The following is a 21,726-nucleotide window of genomic DNA, read 5'->3' on the forward strand; positions in this document are numbered from 1 at the left end:
GAGTTACTTATGCGCGCAGAGTTGAACCAGGGCCTGATCGACTTCCTCAAGGCCTCCCCCACCCCGTTCCATGCCACTGCCACCCTTGCCCAGCGCCTGGAAGCGGCGGGTTATCAGCGTCTTGACGAGCGCGAGACCTGGGCCACCGAAGCCAACGGTCGTTATTACGTCACCCGCAACGACTCCTCTATCATCGCCTTCAAGCTGGGCCGCCATTCACCGCTGCACGACGGTATCCGTCTGGTCGGCGCTCACACCGACAGCCCCTGCCTGCGGGTCAAGCCCCAGCCGGAACTGCAACGCCACGGGTTCTGGCAACTGGGCGTGGAGGTCTACGGCGGTGCACTGCTGGCGCCATGGTTCGACCGCGACCTGTCCCTGGCCGGGCGCGTGACCTTCCGCCGCGACGGCAAGGTCGAAAGCCAGTTGATCGATTTCAAGGCACCGATCGCCACGATTCCGAACCTGGCCATCCACCTCAATCGCGAAGCCAACCAGGGCTGGGCGATCAACCCGCAGAATGAGTTGCCACCGATCCTCGCCCAATTCGCCGGGGACGAGCGCGTTGATTTCCGTGCCGTGCTCACCGACCAACTGGCCCGCGAGCACGGCCTGAACGCCGATGTGGTACTCGATTACGAGTTGAGCTTCTACGACACGCAAAGCGCTGCGGTCATTGGCCTGCACGGCGATTTCATTGCCGGTGCGCGCCTGGACAACCTGCTGTCGTGCTACGCCGGCCTGCAAGCCTTGCTGAACGCCGAAACCGAAGAAACCTGCGTACTGGTGTGCAACGATCACGAGGAGGTCGGCTCGTGCTCGGCCTGTGGCGCCGATGGCCCGATGCTGGAGCAGACCTTGCGTCGCCTGCTGCCGGAAGGTGAAGAGTTCGTACGGGCCATTCAGAAATCCCTGCTGGTTTCGGCGGACAACGCCCACGGCGTGCACCCCAACTATGCCGACAAGCACGACGCCAACCACGGCCCCAAACTCAACGCCGGGCCGGTGATCAAGGTCAACAGCAACCAACGCTACGCCACCAACAGCGAAACCGCCGGGTTCTTCCGCCACCTGTGCATGGCTGAAGAAGTGCCGGTGCAGAGCTTCGTGGTGCGCAGCGACATGGGCTGCGGCTCGACCATCGGCCCGATCACCGCCAGCCAGCTGGGCGTGCGCACCGTGGACATCGGCCTGCCGACCTTCGCCATGCATTCGATCCGCGAACTGTGCGGCAGCCATGACCTGGCGCACCTGGTGAAGGTGCTGAGCGCGTTCTACGCGTCTCGCGAGCTGCCGTAACCTGCTTGCACCAAAGGTATGCGGGACACTTGTGGCGAGGGGATTTATCCCCGCTGGGTTGCGCAGCAACCCCCTGCTTCCTACCGGATAATCACGGTGCTTGATGGATTCTGGGGCTGCTTCGCAGCCCAGCGGGGATAAATCCCCTCGCCACAACAGTGCTTGCCTCTGGATCGTGGGAGGTCGTGACATACATCATCACACCCCGGCCAAACCCCAACTAGACTGACCTTATCCTCCCCGACAAGGCTGTCGCCATGATCTCGATGTCTTCGTTCAACGCCATGCTGGTGCCCATCATTGCCGGCATGATCCTGCTGGCCATTGGCTTCAACTTCCGTGACAAAGGCGTCGGGGTCTTTGCCATGTGGATCGGCATGTTGCTGATCCTCGCCACGGTGGTGATCAAGATCCTGAGCAAGCTCAACGAGTCACTCTGAGCCTGTCTCAGGCGCCCGGCGATTGTTCCGGCACAGATTGCTCCGGCACATCCACACCGACATGGATCGCATCGTGTCGCCAGAACTCCAGGTCACAATCGATCAGCCGCTGGTGCTGGTCATAGTTGACCCGTGCAATCCGAAGCCCGGGGCTGCCCACCGAAACCTTCAACGCCGCAGCCGCTTCCGGCTGTAGAGAGGTGGGCACGATTTCAAACTTCACCCGACCGTAATGCAGGTCGTAATGACGGGCATACAGCTCGGTGATGGACTGGTTGAGATCAAACCCGAGGATGTCCGGAAAATACTGCGGGTTGAGGTAGTGCTCGACGTACAGCACCAGCCGCTCGTCGATACGCCGCACGCGGCAGATCTGGATCACACTGGACAGCGCCGGCAACTGCAACCAGGCACACACCGCCGCCGAGGCCGGTTGCAGACGCGCAGAAATCACTTGGGTAGAAGGCACACGCCCCTGGGCCGCGACCATGGCGTGGAAATGGCTGCGCTGCATCAGGTTGTAGGCCAGGCGGGGTGGTGAGACGAACCAGCCGCGGCGCTCCTCCCGATAAATCTGTCCCTGGGCTTCGAGCTGCAACAACGCCTCGCGCACGGTAATCCGTGTGGTCCCGAACAATTCACTGAGCTTGCGCTCGGCCGGCAACTTGCTGCCGGGCGCCAGCAACCCGTGGTCGAGCTGCTCTTGCAAGACCTGTCCGATGGCTGTCACCGCTTTGGTTGCATCGATGCGCATCAACGTTACCTATCTGGACTAGACCAGCACTGTTTCGGGGCGAGATCGCTTGTCCATCGATCCGCTTCTTGGTCCAGCAAGCCTAGGCACTGCATATGACTGACAGATGACAGAGCCGCCGAACGGTCGTCCTGCAAGCGTGCAAATTAACGGCCAAGTCCTTGCAGATCAGCTGTTTATCCATGGTCTACGCTTAATTCGCAGCCAACCTCCACGAGCCTGGCCTTTCCCGGGACATCCGGCACCGACATCAAAATGTCACAGGGCTCGCCTACATTGGCTCAGGTATTGCTGACCTAGACCAACACAACCGCAATCGCAGCGTTGAAAACGCCCATAGGAGCTTCGGATGAAACAGCTTTTCCTGGCATCACTGTTAGGCTCGACCATTGCCATGTGCACCGCCGCCATGGCCGCTGACACCGATCTGAAAACGTTGGAAGCCGCTGCGAAAGCGGAAGGCGCCGTGAACAGCGTCGGCATGCCCGATGACTGGGCAAACTGGAAAGGCACCTGGGACGACCTGGCCAAGATCTATGGCTTGAAACACATCGACACCGACATGAGCTCGGCCCAGGAAATCGCCAAGTTCGCCGCCGAGAAAGACAACGCCAGCGCCGACATCGGCGACGTCGGCGCGGCTTTCGGCCCGATCGCAGTCAAGCAAGGCGTGGTCCAGCCCTACAAGCCAAGCACCTGGGAACAGGTTCCAGCCTGGGCCAAGGACAAGGATGGCAACTGGGCATTGGCCTACACCGGCACCATCGCTTTCATCATCAACAAGAAACTGCTGCACGGTTCCGAAGCACCGACCAAATGGGCTGACCTGAAAACCGGCAAGTACAAAGTCTCCATCGGTGACGTGAGCACCGCCGCCCAGGCCGCCAACGGCGTACTGGCCGCGGCCTTGGCCAACGGCGGCGATGAGAAGAACCTCCAGCCGGCGCTGTTGATGTTCGCCGAGATCGCCAAGCAAGGGCGCCTGTCCATGGCCAACCCGACCATCGCCACCATGGAAAAAGGTGAAGTGGAAGTCGGCGTGGTCTGGGACTTCAACGGCCTGAGCTACAAGGCCAAGATGGCCAACCCGGATGATTACGTCGTGTTGATCCCGTCCGACGGCTCGGTCATCTCCGGCTACACCACCATCATCAACAAATACGCCAAGCACCCGAACGCCGCGAAGCTGGCCCGCGAATACATCTTCAGCGACGCCGGCCAGATCAACCTGGCCAAGGGCAACGCCCGTCCGATCCGCGCCGAGCACCTGAAACTGCCGGAAGAGGTCCAGGCCAAGCTGCTGCCGAACGAGCAGTACAAGGGCGTGACCCCGATCAAGGATGCGGATGCGTGGGAGAAGACCTCCAAGGCTCTGCCGCAGAAATGGCAGGAAGAAGTGATCATCAATATGCAGTGAGGCACTAGCTCCCGCTCGGATATCCACAGAGGATCCAAATAGTGGGAGCAAGCACTGTGGGAGCAAAGCTTGCTCGCGATAAACGATGACACGGTCTCACAGTTGCACCGTGTCGCCAGCATCGCGAGCAAGCTTTGCTCCCACTGGCCTGCTCCCGCATTGACCGAGGGGAATCCGAGTTTCCTGGTATCTGTCCGGAGTCCCGCTACCCATGAAGCACAACGTCATCCTGGTGGTGCTCGACGGCCTCAACTACGAAGTCGCCCGGCATGCCATGGGGCATTTGCAGGCTTACGTCGGCGCAGGACGCGCGGCCCTCTACAAACTGGAATGTGAGTTGCCCGCCCTGTCCCGCCCGCTCTACGAATGCATCCTCACCGGCGTCGTGCCCATCGACAGCGGGATCGTGCACAACAACGTCTCGCGCCTGTCGAACCAGCGCAGCATTTTCCACTACGCCACCCAGGCCGGCCTGAGCACGGCGGCCGCGGCGTATCACTGGGTCAGCGAGCTCTACAACGTTTCGCCCTTCGTGGCCGGACGTGATCGTCACACCGACAATCCCGACTTGCCGATTCAATACGGACATTTCTATTGGAATGACCACTACCCCGATTCCCACTTGTTCGCCGATGCTGATCACCTGCGCCAGCGCTACCTGCCGAACTTTTTGCTGGTGCACCCGATGAACATCGACGATGCCGGCCACAAGCACGGCCTCGACACCCCGCAATACCGCAACAGCGCGCGCTCGGCCGACATCAACCTGGCGGTCTACCTGCAGGCCTGGCTCGACGCCGGCTACCAGGTGCTGGTGACCTCCGACCACGGCATGAACAACGACCGCTCCCACAACGGCCTGCTGGCCGAAGAACGGGAAGTGCCGCTGTTTGTCCTCGGTGACGGCTTCAGCCTCGACCTCGCAGCCGCGCCCCGGCAGACCGAACTGTGCGGCACCATCTGCCAGTTGCTCGGCGTTGCCCACGACAAACCCTATTGCCAGGAGTTACTCAAGTGAACGCCATGACGCGCGGCAAATGGCTGGCAGCGTTGTGCCTGGTGCCCTTCGCGATTTTCTTCATCGTATTCCAGATCGCTCCGTTGCTCTGGGTGCTGGTCAACAGCCTGGAATCGGAAGAGTTCGGTTGGGGGCTGGCCAACTTCAGCAAGATCTTCAGTTCCAAGTTCTACCTGCAGGCGATCCAGCACAGCCTGGAGATCAGCTTCTGGTCAAGCGTGTTCGGTATCGTCATCGCGGTGCTCGGCAGCTATTCCCTGCGCCGGGTGGATTCGCGGTTGCGCAACTTCGTCAACGCCTTCGCCAACATGACCAGCAACTTCGCCGGCGTGCCCCTGGCCTTCGCCTTCATCATCTTGCTGGGCTTCAACGGCAGCATCACCATCATGCTCAAGCAGGCGGGAATCATCGAGGATTTCAACCTGTACTCGAAAACCGGGCTGATCATTCTCTACACCTACTTCCAGATCCCCCTGGGCGTGCTGTTGCTCTATCCGGCCTTCGACGCATTGCGCGAAGACTGGCGCGAATCCGCCGAACTGCTGGGTGCCAGCGGCTGGCAGTTCTGGCGGCACATCGGCTTGCCGGTGCTGACCCCGGCGCTGCTGGGCACATTCGTGATCCTGCTGGCCAACGCCCTCGGCGCCTATGCCACGGTCTATGCGCTGACCACGGGTAACTTCAACGTCTTGCCGATTCGCATCGCCGCCATGGTCTCCGGTGACATCTCCCTCGACCCGAACCTGGCCAGTGCCCTGGCCGTGGTGCTGGTGGCGCTGATGACCCTGGTGACCATCGTCCATCAGTTGCTGCTCAAGAGGAGCTACCATGTCTCGCGCTGAACCGGGCTCCGTCGGGCTCTATCATCGAGTGGTGGTGTACCTGCTGTTCGCCATCCTGCTGCTGCCCCTGGCCGGCACGCTCGTCTACTCCATCGCCAGCAGTTGGTCGGCCACCGTGCTGCCCAGCGGTTTCACCTTCAAATGGTATGTGCAGTTGTGGAGCGATCCGCGCTTTCTCCACGCCTTCGGTCAATCGCTGATCGTCTGCGTCGGTGCGCTGGTGCTCTCGGTGGTGTTGATCCTGCCGCTGCTGTTCGTGGTGCATTACCACTTCCCCAAACTCGACGCGCTGATGAACATCCTCATCCTGCTGCCCTTCGCAGTGCCGCCGGTGGTGTCGTCGGTGGGGCTGCTACAACTCTATGGCTCCGGGCCATTGGCGATGGTGGGCACGCCGTGGATCCTGATCGGCTGCTACTTCACCGTCGCCCTGCCGTTCATGTACCGGGCGATCACCAACAACCTGCAAGCGATCAACCTGCGCGACCTGATGGACGCCGCCCAACTGCTTGGCGCCAGCACCTTCCAGGCGGCATTCCTGGTGGTGCTGCCCAACCTGCGCAAGGGCCTGATGGTGGCGTTGCTGCTGTCCTTCTCGTTCCTGTTCGGTGAGTTCGTGTTTGCCAACATCCTCGTCGGCACCCGCTATGAAACCCTGCAGGTGTACCTGAACAACATGCGCAACAGCAGCGGCCACTTCACCAGTGCCCTGGTGATTTCCTACTTCTTCTTCGTACTGGTCCTGACCTGGGCGGCCAACATCTTGAACAAGGACAAAAGCCAATGAGCTACGTCAGCGTCCAACACCTGCAAAAAAGCTACGCCGGCACCCCGGTGTTCAGCGACATCAACTGCGAAATCGGCAAGGGCGAATTCGTCACCCTCCTCGGCCCTTCCGGTTGTGGCAAGTCCACGCTGTTGCGCTGCATTGCCGGCCTGACTGCGGTGGATGCCGGCCAGATCATCCTGGACGGGCAAGACATCGTCCCATTGAGCCCGCAGAAACGCGGGATCGGCATGGTCTTCCAGAGCTATGCCTTGTTCCCCAACATGACCGTGGAGCAGAACGTCGCCTTCGGCCTGCGCATGCAAAAAGTCGACGCCTCGGAGAGCCACAAACGGGTGCTGGAGATCCTGCGCCTGGTGGAGCTGCATGATTTTGCCGCCCGCTATCCCCATCAGCTCTCCGGCGGCCAATGCCAGCGCGTGGCCCTGGCCCGCTCCCTGGTCACCCGTCCGCGTCTGTTGCTGCTGGACGAGCCGCTGTCGGCCCTGGATGCGCGGATTCGCAAGCACCTGCGCGAACAGATCCGACAGATCCAGCGTGAGTTGGGCCTGACCACGATCTTCGTCACGCACGACCAAGAAGAAGCCCTGACCATGTCTGACCGGATTTTCCTGATGAACCAGGGAAAGATCGTACAGAGCGGCGATGCCGAAACCCTTTACACTGCGCCAGTCGATGTCTTTGCCGCCGGCTTCATCGGCAACTACAACCTGCTGGACGCCGACAGCGCCAGCCGGTTGCTGCAGCGCCCGGTGAACAGTCGGATCGCCATCCGCCCGGAAGCCATCGAGCTGAGCCGCGACGGCCAGGCCGATGCGCTGATCCGCAGCCACAGCCTGCTGGGCAACGTGATTCGCTACCGGGTCGAGGCCCGTGGCGTGGAGCTGGTGGTGGATGTGCTCAATCGCTCGGCCGCCGACCTGCACCCCGATGGCGCACGCCTGTCACTTTCCATCGATCCGTCAGCGTTGTGTGAGGTAGCCTGATGGCTTCGTTGATTTTGAAGAGAGAAACATTCTGATGGCCCTGGCAATTTTTGATCTGGACGAAACCCTGATCCACGGCGACTGCGCCACCCTCTGGAGCGAACAGATGGGACGCCTGGGATGGGTCGATCCCGAGTCGTTCATGCAGCGCAACAACGCGCTGATGGACGCCTACAGCCACGGCAAGCTGAGCATGGAAGAGTACATGGACTTCAGCCTGGAACCGATGATCGGCCGTACCCCGGAGGAAATCGAGCACCTGGTAGAGCCTTGGGTGGAAGACTTCATCGAACCGATCATCTTCAGCGACGCCACCAAGACCATCGCCGAACACCGCAAGGCCGGCGACCGGATCCTGGTGATCTCGGCCTCGGGCACGCACCTGGTCAAGCCGATTGCCGAACGCCTGGGCATCGACGAAATCCTGGCGATCAACCTTGAAGTGACCCATGGGGTGTACAGCGGCAAGACCGTAGGCACCCTGACCTACCGCGAAGGCAAGATCGCGCGGCTGCTGGATTGGCTGGATGCCGAGGAAGAGAACCTGGAAGGCGCGAGTTTCTATTCCGACTCACGCAATGACCTGCCGCTGTTGCAACGGGTGGACTTCCCCCACGTGGTCAACCCGGACCCGGTGTTGAAGGCCCATGCCGAACTGGCCGGGTGGCCAATCCATACCTGGAAATAAAACCCGACCCTGTGGGAGCGAGCCTGCTCGCGATGGCGGTGGATCAACCGGCATTGATCTAGCTGACACACCGCAATCGCGAGCAAGCTCAGCTCCCACAGGTTCAGCCCCTAGCCCAGCAACAGCCACAGACTCCAGCCAAGCAACAACAAACCGCAGATACGGCTGAGCCAGAGTCCCTGCGGCAGGTTTTTCTCCAGCAGGATGAAGGCACCGATCACGGCAACCCAGAGCAGATTCATCACGCCGACCACGAACAACAGGCCCATCAGGGCCCAGCAGCAGCCCAGGCAGTAAGCGCCATGGGCCAGGCCCATGCGCCAGCCGCCGCGTACGTCGGGGCGCCAGTAGCTGAGAAGAAAATGCAGCGGCCCGCGACAATGCTCAAGGCAGACCGCCTTGCTCGGCAGCCACTGATAGACGCCTGCGACCAGCAGCAGGCCGGCGCCCAACGCGGTACTGCTGACGCGCATCCCCGGACTGAGCAGAGTGAGCTGCTCAAGCGCCCATTGCAGCGCCGTGGCGCCCAGGGCGAAGCCAGCCCAGACCAAGCCATAAGCGCCGCAGAACAGCAGCAGAGCCAGGTGTCGCTGTGGTGCCGGCATGCGCTTGCGCAGCATCTGCTGGTAGATCAGCAGCATGGGCAGGGCACTGGGCAGCATCATGCCGATCATCATCACCAACCACATGGCGAACATCAGCAGCGCATCGGTCAGGCTCCAGGGCATGAGCATGCCGGCCATTGCCGCATCGGCCATGCCGCCCGGCGCACTCATGTCACGGGCCATGTGCAGCAGCACCAACCAAGCCAGGGCGGTCAACCCAAGCAGGCAGAACAGAAACAGCCACTGCTCGCCTGTCAGTCGCCTGCTCTGGGCCGCCACCTGAGGGGCTGCCATCTTTACGGCTCTATGCCATGGCCGGTGAAGTGCACGTGGGCGAGGTGGCTATGACTGTCCTGGGATTGCAGCTTGAGGGCTGAATGCGTCTGGTAACTGCCGCTGGCGACTTCAGCCTCAAGGAACTCGAAGCCATTGGGCAGGGACAGGCGTACTCGATGAGGTGAACCGTCGATCGGGCTGCGGATCGGCTCGCCGCTGGCCTGCAGCACGCCAGGAATGTCCAGGTGCGCCAAGCGCTGGTCGACATCGATGGATAAAGTGATGGGCACGAACAGCGGCTCGAATGCTTCAGTCATGGTGCTGCTGAACACCTGGAACACGTTGGCCCCGGGGTCGCTTTCCAAACCGGAGAGGATGGTCAGCAGGGCCTGGCGTTGCGCCTCGTCGGCGCGTTCATCGATGAACACCTGACAACTGCCGTTACCCTCATGGATAGCGCCCGGCCAAGCGAAAGTGGCGGCCCAGCACAAGCCTCCCAGTGTCACCTTATTGAAATACCCGTGTTCCACTCGCATCGACGCCACCGCCTGGCAGTGGCCATGGGTCGGCGGCGCATCGAATTGACAGGGGCAGCCCCAATTGCAGTTGCAGGCAACGAATTCGACGCCCTGCATGCGCCATTCGGCGATGGCCATGATCGACCTCTTCACCTGGCTGGTGAAATGAAAGTTGCGGTTACCCCATCCCCTCCATTAATTAACGCTAGCAGGGCGCGCGCATCGGATACGGGCTGCCGACCGAAGGTCAGCTTGCCCGCGGGCGCCGGTCAAAGGTTCAAGCCACCGTCGTAGGATGAGGGGACCAGTCATGTCGGCGCCGACATGCAAGTATTCCTGCAAATAAACAAACCTGTGGGAGCGAACTTGCTCGCGATGGCGGTATGTCAGCCAACATCAATGCTGACCGCATCCGACGCCATCACGAACAGGCTCGCTCCCACAGATTCGGCGTTTCCGAGATCGTCAACGCCTCTCACTAGAACCCGCAATACACCTGCATCGCGTTCAGGGCCGTATCATCCCCACTGCCTTGATCGGGCTCCACCCGGGTCCGAAATCCCTTCACTTTCTTGGCCCCGGTGCCATCGAGGCAGCTATAGAACCCGGTCCATTCCCCCCACGCGTTGGGTGGGTCGCCAACCAAAATCTGCGAACCGCAATTCATTTTGATATTGCCGGCCGCGGTATCGTCCTTCGAGCCCTTTTCCTTGTCCCTACCTTGAAACCGTTCCACCTGGATGGCAAATCCTATGACGGGATGCTCGCGACAAACATGGTCCTTACCCCAGCTTCCCCACTTCCCTTCAAGGCTTTGAATGTACGTTGCCTGTCCCGTGGGGCCGCTCTTGCAGATAAGCTGGATCGCATTCAAGGCAGTGTCGTCACCATTGCCCTGATAGGGCTCACTTTTGAGCCGAAAGCCCCAGACATACTGGCCCGCAGGGCAGGAAGCAGCCGCCCCCCAAATACCCCATTGTCCCTGTTCGGAAGTGTCTGAAGGTACTTGTGCTTGAGCAGCCTCAACAACTGTTAATAAAAGTGCAAAAACCAGCGCATGCAGGATGACGTGATCAAACATAACAGCGCCCTACTTGAATTTTGAAAAGGCTTTTGCCAGATCCAGAATGGCCTTTTCGTCTTGCCTGTCCATATCACCGTCACCATCGACGTCGGTTTTGACATTGACGGTATCGTAGGGGCCGTTCTTTTTTGAAGCAGAGACAAAGGTCGCAAACTGCAGTTTTTTGCCCTTATAGATTTCCAAGACCACTTCGGGCGATCGATCGCCGTCAATGTACTCTTGGGACATGCGCAGTTCTTTCGTAGCCATCACAACACCTCTTCTGTTAGCGGACACTAATCAGAGAGACATCTATTACTCTCGAACCCACTCTAGGGTGCCTTTCTTCGTGGTGTCTACTGTCAGACTTGACAGGGTGTATGCCTATCTAGCCCTTTGAAAATTGACGCAGGGTGCGGGCCAGGAGACACCACAACCCCTGTGGGAGCGAGCTTGCTCGCGATAGCGTTGGATCAGCCAGCATTGATTTAGCTGACACACTGCCAACGCGAGCAAGCTCGCACACAGGTTCTTGCGCGACGCCCGGATTAGCTCAGGCTCTCATCGATCACCAGTACCAACTTCCCCGATACCTTGTTGGTCGCCAGTTCCGCGAACGCCGCTTCGGCATCCTTGATCGCGAAGACCTTCGCCAGTTGCGGGCTCAGGCGTTTGTCGGCAAACAACGGCCACACCTGTTGCCCCAGCTCGCTGATCAGGTCGGCCTTGAACTGATCGTTACGACTGCGCAAGGTCGAGCCGAGCAATTGGATACGTTTGCCCAGCACCTGCGCCAGATCCAGTTGTGCCTCGCGCCCGCCCATCAGGCCAATGAGAACCCAGCGCCCGTCAACTGACAAAAGTTTCACGTTGAGTGGGGCGTAGTTGGCGCCCACAGGATCGAGGATCACGTCGAAGGGGCCGAGGTCGTTCAAACTCTCCAGGCCATCGGTGCGCACCACGCCGCCCTGGGCCCCCAGCGCTTGGCAATAACTCAGGCGATCAGCTGAGCCGACACTGACCCAACATGGGTTACCGAACGCCTTGCATAGCTGGATGGCAGCCGAGCCGACGCCGCTGGCCCCGGCGTGCAGCAGCACTTTCTCACCCGGCTTGAGCGCAGCCAGCTGGAACAGGTTCAACCACGCGGTGCTGTAGACCTCAGGCAGCGCGGCGGCTTCAGCCAATGACAGGCCCTCCGGGACTGGCAGCACATGCCGGCCATCGACCACCACTTCCTCAGCCATCCCACCGCCAGCGAGCAAGGCGCAAACGCGGTCGCCCACCTGCCAGGACGAACCCGGCCCAACCTCGCTGATCACCCCGGAACATTCCAGCCCCAGCACCTGGCTGGCACCGGGTGGCGGCGGATAAAGCCCGGCTTTTTGCAACAAATCGGCCCGATTCAGGCCGGCGGCCGCCACACGAATGCGAACTTGCCCGACATCACACGCCGGACTTGGCTCATCTGCCCATACCACTTGGCCTTCAACGCCTTGCAATGCTTTCACGGTGCCTCCATAGTGAGTCTCGACTGGGCCCGCTGCTTCAACGCCGGGCTTTCTTGCATTATGCGCCCGGGCCACATGGAACCGGCGACTTCAAAGACGGCCTAATATGCGTTATCAATTGTCCCTGCGTCGAATCAGCATGAAGCACCTGTTCCCCAGCACCGCCCTCGCGCTTGTCATTGGCCTTGGCCTGTTGCCGCTGTCGAGCGATACGTTCGCAGCCAACAGCTGGGACAAGCTTCAGCCCGATCGGGACGAGGTGATTGCCAGCCTTAACGTCGTCGAGTTGCTCAAGCGCCATCACTACAGCAAGCCGCCGCTCGATGACGCGCGTTCGGTCATCATCTATGACAGCTACCTGAAGCTGCTCGATCCGTCGCGCAGTTACTTCCTGGCCAGCGACATCGCTGAATTCGACAAGTGGAAGACCCAGTTCGACGACTTCCTCAAGAGCGGCGACCTCAACGCCGGGTTCACCATCTACAAGCGCTACCTGGACCGCGTGAAGGCGCGTCTGGACTACGCCATTGCCGAGCTGAACAAAGGCGTCGACAAAATCGACTTCAATACCAAGGAAACCTTGCTGGTCGATCGCAAGGACGCCCCTTGGCTCAAAAGCACCGCCGAACTCGATGACCTGTGGCGCAAACGCGTCAAGGACGAGGTGCTGCGCATGAAGATCGCCGGCAAGGATCCCAAGCAGATCCAGGAAACCCTGACCAAGCGCTACAAGAACCAATTGGCGCGCCTGGACCAGACCCGCGCCGAAGACATCTTCCAGGCGTACATCAACACCTTCGCCATGTCCTACGACCCGCACACCAATTATCTGTCGCCGGATAACGCGGAAAACTTCGACATCAACATGAGCCTGTCCCTGGAAGGCATCGGTGCGGTGCTGCAGAGCGACAACGACCAGGTGAAAATCGTGCGCCTGGTCCCGGCGGGCCCTGCGGACAAGACCAAACAGGTCAGCCCGGCGGACAAGATCATCGGCGTCGCCCAAGGCAACAAGGAGATGGTCGATGTGGTCGGCTGGCGCCTGGACGAAGTGGTCAAGCTGATCCGTGGCCCGAAAGGCTCGGTGGTGCGCCTGGAAGTCATCCCGGCCAGCAATGCGCCGAACGACCAGACCAGCAAGGTCGTGTCCATCACCCGTGAAGCGGTGAAGCTGGAAGAACAGGCGGCGAAGAAATCGGTCCTCAACCTCAAGCAGGACGGCAAGGACTACAAGCTCGGCATCATTGAGATCCCGGCTTTCTACCTGGACTTCAAGGCCTTCCGCGCTGGCGATCCGGACTACAAGAGCACCACCCGCGACGTCAAGAAACTGCTGACCGAACTGCAGAAGGAAAAGGTCGACGGCGTGGTCATCGACTTGCGCAACAACGGCGGCGGCTCCCTGCAGGAAGCCACCGAGCTGACCAGCCTGTTCATCGACAAGGGCCCGACCGTGCTCGTGCGTAACGCCGATGGCCGGGTGGATGTGCTGGAAGATGAAAACCCGGGCGCGTTCTACAAGGGGCCGATGGCCTTGCTGGTCAATCGCCTCTCGGCTTCGGCCTCGGAGATTTTCGCCGGTGCCATGCAGGACTACCACCGTGCGTTGATCATCGGCGGCCAGACCTTCGGCAAAGGCACCGTGCAGACCATCCAGCCGCTCAACCATGGCGAGCTGAAATTGACCCTGGCGAAGTTCTACCGGGTTTCCGGCCAGAGCACCCAGCACCAGGGCGTGCTGCCTGATATCGATTACCCGTCGATCATCGACACCAAGGAAATCGGTGAAAGCGCCCTGCCCGAAGCCATGCCGTGGGACACCATCCGGCCGGCGATCAAACCAGCCGTAGACCCGTTCAAACCGTTCCTGGCGCAACTCAAGTCCGACCATGACGCGCGCTCGTCCCAAGACGCGGAATTCGTGTTCATCCGCGACAAGCTGGCCCTGGCGCAGAAGTTGATGATGGAGAAAACCGTCACCCTCAACGAAGCCGACCGTCGCGCGCAGCATGCCGACATCGAAGCCAAGCAACTGGCGATGGAAAACCTGCGTCGCAAGGCCAAGGGCGAAGAACCGCTCAAAGAGCTGAAGAAAGAGGACGAAGACCTGATCACCGAGCCGGAAAAAACCAAGCCGGAAGACGATGCCTACCTGAGCGAGACCGGGCGGATCCTGCTGGATTACCTGAAACTCAACACGGCGATCGCCAAGCACTAAGGTGATGGCCATTTAATGGTGATGCTCGTCGGAGTGTCATCAAACTGACATCAGTCTGTCGTGAAATACAGGACTGGGTGCCGCGCACCCGGTCCTTTTTTTATCGCCAGAGATTGCCATGACCACGACAGAACAGCTGAGTGCCTTGAGTTCGATCCTGGCTCAAAGCGGTTTGCACAGCCTGTTCCAACCGATCATCTGCCTTTCCGAACGGCGCATCGTGGGCTATGAAGCCTTGACCCGCGGCCCCTCCAACAGCCCATTGCACTCCCCCATCGCACTGCTCTCGGTGGCGCGTCAGGCCGGTCGCCTCAGCGAACTGGAACTGGCCTGCCGTCGCAGTGCTTGCCAGCGCTTCAATGAACAAAAGCTGCCGGGCAAGCTGTTCCTCAACGTCTCGCCCGAGTCCCTGCTGGAGTCCGCGCACCAAACGGGGCGTACGCTGCAACTGCTGCAGGACTTTGGCATTGCGCCCAATCAGGTCGTGATCGAACTGACCGAACAAACCCCCATCGATGACTTCCAACTCCTGCAAACCGCCCTGCACCACTACCGGGCCATGGGCTTCTCGATTGCCCTGGACGACCTTGGCGCCGGTTATTCGAGCCTGCGGCTATGGTCTGAATTGCGGCCCGATTATGTGAAGATCGACCGGCATTTCATCGACGGCATCCATCAGGATGCCCTCAAGCGCGAATTCGTGGGCTCGATCCTGAAAATCGCCCGGGCCTCCCGGGCCCAGGTGATCGCCGAGGGCATAGAACTGCCGGAGGAACTGACGGTGCTGATCGAAATGGGCGTCGACCTGGTCCAGGGGTATCTACTGGCCCGCCCCCAGGAACACCCTTCGCGCGATGCCAGGGCGCTGATGCCCAAGCAGGACAGCGGTGTGGCGTCGCTGAACGATGAGCTCAACGACCTCAGCGCGCTACTCAACGAACAGCCCGCAGTGGCCCATAACACGCCGACAGCCACCGTGCTGGAGGCGTTCCGGCGCCAGGCCAACCTCAACTCCCTGGCGGTGCTGGACAATCAGAACCAGCCCTGCGGCATCGTCCATCGCCATTCACTCTCGGACGCCTTGCTCAAGCCCTTCGCCACCGACCTGTTCGCCCGCAAACCCATCAGTCGGCTGATGAGCGATGACTTCCTGGCGGTGGAACTGAACCAGTCGCTGCAACAAGTCAGCCGCCTGATCACCAGCCGCGCCCGACAACGCATCGAAGAAGACTTCATCATCACCCTCAACGGCGGCTACCTGGGCCTGGGCCGGGTAATCGATGTGCTCAAGCTCATCACCGAACTGAAAATCCAACAAGCCCGCTACGCCAACCCACTGACCCTGCTGCCGGGCAACGTCCCGATCCAGCAATGCCTCACGCGGCTGCTGCAACAACGGCAGGAATCGGTGATCTGCTACGTGGACATCGACAGCTTCAAACCCTTCAACGACATCTACGGCTATGGCCGCGGCGACGAAGTCCTGCTGTGCCTGGCCCAATGCCTGAACGAACGCATCGACCCCAGCCGCGACTTCGTCGGCCACATCGGCGGCGACGACTTCCTCCTGGTCCTCGGCCCGGAAGACTGGCGCAAGCGCCTGGACCAGCTACTCAGCGACTTCCAGACCCACTGCCGCCGCTTCTACCGCCCCGAGCATCTGGAGGCGGGGTGCTTCACTGCGTTGAATCGACAGGGCATTCGGCAGGAATTTGCGTTGTTGTCGCTGTCGATTGGGGTCGTGCATCTGCGTTCCGAGGCCTGTGGTGAGTTGGATGCCAGCCAGCTGGCGGAACTGGCTTCGCAGGCCAAGCATCATGCCAAGGATATTTTGGGGGGGAGTGTGTATTTGGTGGATGGGGTGGCTGAGCGGGAGGTTGTGGTGGAGTTGGGGGTGTCGGTGTAAACACCTGTGGCGAGGGAGCTTGCTCCCGCTGGGCTGCGCAGCAACCCCAAAACCGCTTATCTAGACGATTTTAGAAGTTCAAGCCGATATCACCACACCGAAGGATCCTCCATAGCGGCCCTCGAAATGTCAGTTCTCCAAATATCATTCGCCACATTAAAAATTTCCTCAAAAAAGCTACGTGGCGTATCAATTTCCGATGCAGACCAAGGCGAAGGGGATGGCTCACCCGCCTCGTAGTCATATTCAAATGCAGAAGAAAAATCGTAATTTTTATCTATCAATGCATTCTCCAACTTTTTGACAAGTAAAAACTTATGCCTATATGACAAGTACTCATATTCCTTGACAATATATTTTTTTATTATTTCCACCCGATCCACCCTGCTATTTGGATCAAGTCTCAACAACTCATCTCTGAATTCGGGATCACTATACTCAGTCTCAAGTCCCGCCAAAAACATGTCAACGGTGGGCTCGTATGGCAGCTCAGTGAATGGAGCTTTCAACATAACTGACTCCTCATACATTCATCAGTCAATTGGAAATGCAGTAAAAGGTCTATCCACCTGTTTCTTATCAAATTTAATCTCTGCCCCTTTCATATTTTCATTCAGTATTGGATTTTGACTATCCCTTCTATTGGGCTTATAACCACGACCTGCGCCTGGCAACTCTATCCTAAGAATAGGATTTCCCGCTCTATCGAAGCCCGTGTGGGCGGGTAACCCTCTGGCCTTTCTTGTTAAAGCCTCGTTTAGAGCATGCAGTTGCATCCTCCAACTTCTAAACTGAGAGCTTTTATTTAACCTACCCAGAGCCCCGCTTATTGGATCTGTTCCGTCTATTGCTCGTTGCCTAAGCACGACATCGGGAATGTGGGGCCCATGTTTGTCTATGGTGTGCATATCGTATTTTTCCTCCATTTCCACGACTCGTCGCCTAGCGTTTTCTTCAGAAAGCTCCTGAATTCTGACCCGCCGTTGCTCCGCCGTCATCGGCAGCGCCGGCTCCCCCTCATCCACCCCAACCTTAGCCGCCGGATCCTGATCCCCAACCGTCGGCCGACACCCACCCTTCCCCGGACAATCCACCAACCCCAACGGATCCACCCACCCCGTCGGGTTCAGGGTGTACCGATACCCATTGAGCCCACCCGCCAGTTTGCTCGGGTCGGGCGTGAGGTAGCGGCCGGTCTCGGGATTGTAGTAGCGGTGGCGGTTGTAGTGCAGGCCGCTTTCCGGGTCGAAGTACTGGCCCTGGAAACGCAAAGGTTGCTCAAGCTGTTCGCCGCCGCCGTGCTTGAGTTCGGTGAGTTTGCCGTAGCCGTTGTAGCGCGCCGACCAGACGATCTGTCCGCTGTAACTGGTCAGTTCCTGGGGCGTGCCCAGGTGGTCGAGGTGGTAGTAGAACGGGCAGGCGTTCAGGCCTTCGCCGTCGAGCATCGCCAGCGGGCGGAAGGTGCCTGGTTCGTAGACGTAGCTGCGGTGGTGGCGCGGGCTGTTTTCGGCGACCAACTGATCGCCCTGCCAGAAAAACTCCGTGGTCAGGCCGTCCACGGTTTTGCTGATGCGTCGGCCGAAGGCGTCGTAGCGGTAGGACGTTTCGCGGCCGTCCGCCGTGGTGACGCCGATCAGGCGGTGCTGGCTGTCGTAGCGGTAGGCGCTGACCAGGGCCTGGTCGCGGCGCTCGCGAATCAGGTTGCCGAAGGCGTCGTAGTCGTAGTGGCGGTCGCCCTCCCTCAACAGGCGGTTGCCCTTGAGGGTGGTCGGGCCGGGGCGGTCCTGCATCATCAGGTTGCCGGCCGGGTCATGGCAGAAGTGTTCCGGCGGCTCGCTGTGGGAAAAGTCGATGCGGGTCAGGCGATCCAGCGGGTCGTACTGGTAGCAACGCCGGCTGCGGTTGTCGGAAAGGGTCTGCAGGTTGCCCCGGGGGCTGTAGGCGTAATCGCGCCAGAACAGTTGCTGCTGTTGGCTCTGCCACACGGTCTGGGCCTTGAGGCGGCCCTGTTCGTCGTACGCGTAGTCGCTGAGCAGCCGGCCCTGCTGGCGTTGCCGTTCGCGACCGCCGTCAAAGCGGTGTTCGGTCAAGCGCGAGCCGTTGAGGTCGATGGCGGTCAGCGCGCCACCGGGGGCATGGTGGTAGTCGAGCTGGCTGTCGTCCGGCAAGCGCAGGTGATTGAGGCGCCCGCAAGCGTCGTAGCGATAACGCAGGGTGCCCCAGCCCTGATGCTCGCCGACCAGCCGGTCCTGGGCGTCGTACTCGAAGGCCAGCGGACGATCGCTGCCGTCGTTGACGTGGACCAACCGGCCCAGTTCGTCGTAGCGGTACTCGATGGCCTGGCCGTCGGGCAAGGTCTTGACCCGCAACCGCCCGGCCGCGTCACGCTGGTAGCGGGTGACCCACTGCGAACCGTCCTCGCCGTGTTCGGTTTTCTCCCGCAAGTGGCCGTTGAGGTCGTAAGCGTAGGTGGTGCGTTGGCCGTCGAAGCCGACTTGTTGTCGGATCAAGCCGTTGGGCGTGTAGTCCAGCTGATATTTTTCGCCGGATTCGTTTTCGATCTCGGTCAGCAGCAGCCGCGCCGAGTCGTAGCGGTATTTCAGTTCGCTGCCATCGGGGTTCAGGCGACGGCTGACCAGGTGCAGGTCGTCGGCGTATTCGTAGCGGGTGAGGCGGCCCTGTTCATCGCGCTCGGCGGTGACCTTGCCGTAGGCGTTGTAGCTCCAGGTCCGGGTGGCGCCGCTGGGCAAGGTCACTTGCAGCAGTCGGCCGACGGCGTCCCATCGGTAGTGCGTGAGGGCGCCGTGTTCGTCCTTGCGGCTGAGCAAACGCCCCAGGGCGTCGTAGGAAAAACACCGACGCCCGCCATCGGGCAGGATCTCTTCGGTCAGTTGGCCCAGGCGACTCCAGGCGAACCGATGCTCGCCGCCGTCCGGGCCGTACCTCGCCAGCAGTTGCCCGTGGCCGTCGTAGGCGTATTCCGTGCGCCGGCCATCCGGATCGATGCTCACGATCACATCGCCCCGGGCATTGCGCCGGTAGGTCCACACGGCCTGGCCACGGGAACGCGCATGCAGGAAACCGTTGCGGTATTCGTAGGACGTCGGCACTTCGTCCGCCGGCATCAGCGCCACCAGCCGTCCGACGTCGTCGTAGCGGTACTCGCAGACCGCTCCCAGCGGATCCTGCTCGGCGATCAGCCGGCCCTGTTCGTCATAGGTCTTGAGGTGCTCGCCGCCGTCGGGCTCGACCTTGCGCACCAGCCGCGCCCGCTCGTCATGGACGTACACTTCCTGGCTGCCATCCAGGTGCCGGACCGTGACGCTGCCGTCCTCGCCCCAGGTGTAGCGGCTGTCCATCTGCGCAAACGAGGCCCAATGCCGGACGCAGCGGGAGGCCGGCCCGAGGCCTTGCCATTCCCAGTAGAAACTCGCCCCGCCGGCCAGTTGCCGCTGGAGGATGACGTGTCGGTCGTCGTAGTCGTAGCGTTCGCTTTCGCCGGCGGCATTGGTCGCTTCGATCAGTCGGAAACGTCCGTCGTAGCGGTAGGTCACCAGCGTCTGCTCGGTCCGCCAGGCTTCGTCGAGGGTGATGGCCGGGTGGAAGCTCTGGTAGTCGACGGCGATCAGGTGGCGCTGCGCGTAACGCAGGCGCAGGGCGCGCCCGGCGCCGTTGTCCAGGCGGCTGATGTCGCCATGGATGTTGCGCTGGACCGTCAGGCGGTTGTCGTGGCGGTCGCTGAGGGCGACCAGGTGGCCGTCGCGAAAGTGCAGGAACGCGGCGTCCGCACCGGCTTGGGCAACGATCAGTTCGTCCGACTCGGTACCGAGGTAGATCGCCGCCCGGGCCAGGCTGTTGTGGATCGCCGGACGCTGGGCGTTGGGCAGTGGAAAGGTGGTGCGCCGGTTTTCCTGGTCGACCCAGATGACCTGCTCGCCGTCGAGCTCCAGGCGATGGGCCAGGGCATGGCTCCAGCCACGCCCGAGCCCGACGTCCAGGTCGGCGGCGCTGGTGCGGTACAAACGGGTGAAGACGAACGGCAAGCGGCCATCGAGGGTACCGTCGTCGAGGGTCAGCAGTTCTTCGCCGGTGACCATCGACACCGGGCAGCCGCTGGTCTGGGTCTGGGCCGCGGTATCGGCGCTGTCGCCATTGGGGTTTTTCGATTGGGTTGGGGCGTCGTCGTGGGGTTCGTGTTTTTTCAAAGTGGTGTTGCGTTGTGCATCCCAGCGCAACTGCATCCGACCTTTCTTGACCCCCGCCGCAATACCTCGGGCCGCCACCGTTTTGTAGCGATCCACGTAGGTCATGAAGCCGTTGACCACCGCGAAGATCCCACGGATGAAACGCTGCATGGCACCCAGCAGGTGCACGCCCACATTTCCCAGGCGCATCGACAGATAAGCGATACCAGCCCCCGCCCCGGTGAAGGTCAGGACTACGCCGATCAACAGATCGATCAACAACTGCACCGTCACCCTCGACAAGGCTTCGGCCGTTTCGCCTGCGACCTCACTGGGCGGCAGCATGTCCAGCCAGAGACTGGCGGTACGCACCAACAGGCATAAAGCCGCTTCGTCGCTGGCCAGCAGTTGCAGCTTGGCCATCACCTGCGGCGTTTTTTCCGCCAGCTCTTCTAGCTGCCTGGCGCTTTCGCCCAACCGCTCAACGAACTGACCAGGGTCCTTGAGGATGTCCGAGAGCAAGCTGATGCTGTCCCACACACTTTCAATCGCCGCCCAACTACCGGCGAGCAACCCGTTCCCCACCGCAGCCGCCGACGTTGCCAAGGACTGCTGCGCCCATCGCGGCTTGAAGCCTTGCCATTCGCCGCGCAGCCAGTCCGTCAGATCGCGGGTCACGCCATCGTAGGAAGAAAACAGTTGCTCGATGTGCTGGGGAGATACCTCGCCCTGAACGTGTACCCGATAGGACTTGCCCGCCTCGCCCTGGAAGGTCCCCAGCCCCTGGGCATCGAGGGTGACTGGCGTGACCTTGCCGCTGTCCACGTCCACCACATCCACCACGATGTCGCCCAGCGGGATGTCGTACACCGACTCGAACTTGCTTTCGATCGTCATCGTCCCGCCGTGAGGACACTGAACAACCGTGGAGAGGAAATCATCGTCACCGGTGCTGACAGCGGTGGTGCTGTCGCCGAAGCGGATCACCCGCTCCATGCCCATCAGCGAGGGCAAGTCGGCGGCATGACTGGCCCGGTCCGCCGCTCGGCTGTACCAGCGTGTGAGTTGTTCGCGATAGACCGACAGAGTGTCGTTGAAGCTGTCGAGTTCCTGCTCGATACGGCTCACCTGATCCATCAGGACGGGGCTCGCTCAAGGGCTGGCAGGAAAAAACGGTCGAACATGGGCAAACGTCTCGCAGCGCTCAAGGAGCG

Annotated in this window: 18 protein-coding genes; 10 read left to right on the forward strand and 8 right to left on the reverse strand. The window is 60.8% G+C overall.

What is annotated here, in order from left to right:
• The first annotated feature begins 9 nt into the window (after positions 1-9).
• Both PBDP_RS21895 and PBDP_RS21900 read left to right on the forward strand, forming a co-directional pair.
• Complete coding sequence (locus tag PBDP_RS21895; protein ID WP_109754506.1) at positions 10-1,299, forward strand: M18 family aminopeptidase; 1,290 nt, start codon at positions 10-12, stop codon at positions 1,297-1,299.
• A 257-nt stretch (positions 1,300-1,556) separates the two neighbouring features.
• Positions 1,557-1,739, forward strand: coding sequence for a hypothetical protein (locus PBDP_RS21900; RefSeq protein ID WP_057452462.1), 183 nt, complete (start codon positions 1,557-1,559; stop codon positions 1,737-1,739).
• A 7-nt stretch (positions 1,740-1,746) separates the two neighbouring features.
• Here the strand turns inward: PBDP_RS21900 and PBDP_RS21905 are convergent, their stop codons facing one another.
• The gene (locus PBDP_RS21905; protein WP_109754507.1) at positions 1,747-2,493 is read right to left on the reverse strand and encodes a UTRA domain-containing protein; all 747 of its coding nucleotides are present in this window, start codon (positions 2,491-2,493) and stop codon (positions 1,747-1,749) included.
• A gap of 349 nt (positions 2,494-2,842) precedes the next feature.
• Between PBDP_RS21905 and PBDP_RS21910 the strand changes: the two genes are divergently transcribed.
• The 6 genes from PBDP_RS21910 to PBDP_RS21935 all read left to right on the forward strand — a co-directional run bounded on the left by PBDP_RS21910 (position 2,843) and on the right by PBDP_RS21935 (position 8,231).
• On the forward strand, positions 2,843-3,910 hold the full coding sequence (locus tag PBDP_RS21910; protein WP_109754508.1) for an ABC transporter substrate-binding protein: 1,068 nt from the start codon (positions 2,843-2,845) through the stop codon (positions 3,908-3,910).
• Positions 3,911-4,121: 211 nt separating this feature from the next.
• On the forward strand, positions 4,122-4,928 hold the full coding sequence (locus PBDP_RS21915) for an alkaline phosphatase family protein (protein WP_109754509.1): 807 nt from the start codon (positions 4,122-4,124) through the stop codon (positions 4,926-4,928).
• A gap of 5 nt (positions 4,929-4,933) precedes the next feature.
• Entirely contained in the window at positions 4,934-5,770 is an 837-nt protein-coding gene (locus PBDP_RS21920) for an ABC transporter permease (RefSeq protein WP_162893916.1), read from the forward strand.
• Positions 5,757-6,557 carry an ABC transporter permease gene (locus PBDP_RS21925; RefSeq protein WP_116833208.1) on the forward strand — a complete coding sequence of 267 codons (801 nt, stop codon included), beginning with the start codon at positions 5,757-5,759 and terminating at the stop codon, positions 6,555-6,557. Before PBDP_RS21920 ends, PBDP_RS21925 begins: the two co-directional genes overlap by 14 nt.
• Entirely contained in the window at positions 6,554-7,543 is a 990-nt protein-coding gene (locus PBDP_RS21930; RefSeq protein ID WP_212801302.1) for an ABC transporter ATP-binding protein, read from the forward strand. The genes PBDP_RS21925 and PBDP_RS21930 overlap by 4 nt, the downstream gene beginning before the upstream one ends.
• A gap of 34 nt (positions 7,544-7,577) precedes the next feature.
• A complete protein-coding gene (locus PBDP_RS21935; protein WP_109754513.1) occupies positions 7,578-8,231 on the forward strand; it encodes an HAD family hydrolase in 654 nt (217 codons plus the stop codon).
• Positions 8,232-8,341: 110 nt separating this feature from the next.
• Here PBDP_RS21935 and PBDP_RS21940 read toward each other — a convergent pair whose 3' ends face one another.
• From PBDP_RS21940 to PBDP_RS21960, 5 genes are all read right to left on the reverse strand, one after another.
• Positions 8,342-9,130: a DUF2182 domain-containing protein gene (locus PBDP_RS21940; RefSeq protein WP_212801303.1), complete on the reverse strand. Its 789-nt coding sequence runs from the start codon at positions 9,128-9,130 to the stop codon at positions 8,342-8,344.
• Between the two features lie 2 nt (positions 9,131-9,132).
• Positions 9,133-9,768 (reverse strand): DUF1326 domain-containing protein, encoded by a 636-nt coding sequence (locus tag PBDP_RS21945; RefSeq protein ID WP_116833210.1) that lies wholly within the window; start codon positions 9,766-9,768, stop codon positions 9,133-9,135.
• Positions 9,769-10,108: 340 nt separating this feature from the next.
• Positions 10,109-10,711 carry a hypothetical protein gene (locus PBDP_RS21950; RefSeq protein WP_109754516.1) on the reverse strand — a complete coding sequence of 201 codons (603 nt, stop codon included), beginning with the start codon at positions 10,709-10,711 and terminating at the stop codon, positions 10,109-10,111.
• A gap of 9 nt (positions 10,712-10,720) precedes the next feature.
• Positions 10,721-10,963 (reverse strand): hypothetical protein, encoded by a 243-nt coding sequence (locus PBDP_RS21955; protein ID WP_109754517.1) that lies wholly within the window; start codon positions 10,961-10,963, stop codon positions 10,721-10,723.
• Between the two features lie 278 nt (positions 10,964-11,241).
• Positions 11,242-12,204 (reverse strand): zinc-binding dehydrogenase, encoded by a 963-nt coding sequence (locus tag PBDP_RS21960; protein WP_109754518.1) that lies wholly within the window; start codon positions 12,202-12,204, stop codon positions 11,242-11,244.
• Between the two features lie 139 nt (positions 12,205-12,343).
• On the opposite strand from PBDP_RS21960, the gene PBDP_RS21965 reads away from it, so the two are divergent.
• On the forward strand, positions 12,344-14,422 hold the full coding sequence (locus PBDP_RS21965; RefSeq protein ID WP_162893917.1) for a carboxy terminal-processing peptidase: 2,079 nt from the start codon (positions 12,344-12,346) through the stop codon (positions 14,420-14,422).
• Positions 14,423-14,540: 118 nt separating this feature from the next.
• A complete protein-coding gene (locus tag PBDP_RS21970; RefSeq protein WP_109754520.1) occupies positions 14,541-16,328 on the forward strand; it encodes a bifunctional diguanylate cyclase/phosphodiesterase in 1,788 nt (595 codons plus the stop codon).
• 89 nt (positions 16,329-16,417) lie between these two features.
• Here the strand turns inward: PBDP_RS21970 and PBDP_RS21975 are convergent, their stop codons facing one another.
• Complete coding sequence (locus tag PBDP_RS21975; protein WP_212801304.1) at positions 16,418-16,840, reverse strand: hypothetical protein; 423 nt, start codon at positions 16,838-16,840, stop codon at positions 16,418-16,420.
• A gap of 21 nt (positions 16,841-16,861) precedes the next feature.
• A complete protein-coding gene (locus PBDP_RS21980) occupies positions 16,862-21,649 on the reverse strand; it encodes an RHS repeat-associated core domain-containing protein (protein WP_212801305.1) in 4,788 nt (1,595 codons plus the stop codon).
• Between the last annotated feature and the right edge of the window lie 77 nt (positions 21,650-21,726).

The sequence above is a fragment of the Pseudomonas sp. St290 genome (assembly GCF_018325805.1).
GTDB lineage: Bacteria > Pseudomonadota > Gammaproteobacteria > Pseudomonadales > Pseudomonadaceae > Aquipseudomonas > Aquipseudomonas bijieensis.

Excerpts from the sequence above, each read along its gene's own strand:
- PBDP_RS21895 (WP_109754506.1), top strand. The coding sequence starts at position 10 with ATGCGCGCAGAGTTGAACCAGGGCCTGATCGACTTCCTCAAGGCCTCC.
- PBDP_RS21900 (WP_057452462.1), top strand. The coding sequence starts at position 1,557 with ATGATCTCGATGTCTTCGTTCAACGCCATGCTGGTGCCCATCATTGCC.
- PBDP_RS21905 (WP_109754507.1), bottom strand. The coding sequence starts at position 2,493 with ATGCGCATCGATGCAACCAAAGCGGTGACAGCCATCGGACAGGTCTTG.
- PBDP_RS21910 (WP_109754508.1), top strand. The coding sequence starts at position 2,843 with ATGAAACAGCTTTTCCTGGCATCACTGTTAGGCTCGACCATTGCCATG.
- PBDP_RS21915 (WP_109754509.1), top strand. The coding sequence starts at position 4,122 with ATGAAGCACAACGTCATCCTGGTGGTGCTCGACGGCCTCAACTACGAA.
- PBDP_RS21920 (WP_162893916.1), top strand. The coding sequence starts at position 4,934 with ATGACGCGCGGCAAATGGCTGGCAGCGTTGTGCCTGGTGCCCTTCGCG.
- PBDP_RS21925 (WP_116833208.1), top strand. The coding sequence starts at position 5,757 with ATGTCTCGCGCTGAACCGGGCTCCGTCGGGCTCTATCATCGAGTGGTG.
- PBDP_RS21930 (WP_212801302.1), top strand. The coding sequence starts at position 6,554 with ATGAGCTACGTCAGCGTCCAACACCTGCAAAAAAGCTACGCCGGCACC.
- PBDP_RS21935 (WP_109754513.1), top strand. The coding sequence starts at position 7,578 with ATGGCCCTGGCAATTTTTGATCTGGACGAAACCCTGATCCACGGCGAC.
- PBDP_RS21940 (WP_212801303.1), bottom strand. The coding sequence starts at position 9,130 with ATGGCAGCCCCTCAGGTGGCGGCCCAGAGCAGGCGACTGACAGGCGAG.
- PBDP_RS21945 (WP_116833210.1), bottom strand. The coding sequence starts at position 9,768 with ATGGCCATCGCCGAATGGCGCATGCAGGGCGTCGAATTCGTTGCCTGC.
- PBDP_RS21950 (WP_109754516.1), bottom strand. The coding sequence starts at position 10,711 with ATGTTTGATCACGTCATCCTGCATGCGCTGGTTTTTGCACTTTTATTA.
- PBDP_RS21955 (WP_109754517.1), bottom strand. The coding sequence starts at position 10,963 with ATGGCTACGAAAGAACTGCGCATGTCCCAAGAGTACATTGACGGCGAT.
- PBDP_RS21965 (WP_162893917.1), top strand. The coding sequence starts at position 12,344 with ATGAAGCACCTGTTCCCCAGCACCGCCCTCGCGCTTGTCATTGGCCTT.
- PBDP_RS21970 (WP_109754520.1), top strand. The coding sequence starts at position 14,541 with ATGACCACGACAGAACAGCTGAGTGCCTTGAGTTCGATCCTGGCTCAA.
- PBDP_RS21975 (WP_212801304.1), bottom strand. The coding sequence starts at position 16,840 with ATGTTGAAAGCTCCATTCACTGAGCTGCCATACGAGCCCACCGTTGAC.
- PBDP_RS21980 (WP_212801305.1), bottom strand. The coding sequence starts at position 21,649 with ATGGATCAGGTGAGCCGTATCGAGCAGGAACTCGACAGCTTCAACGAC.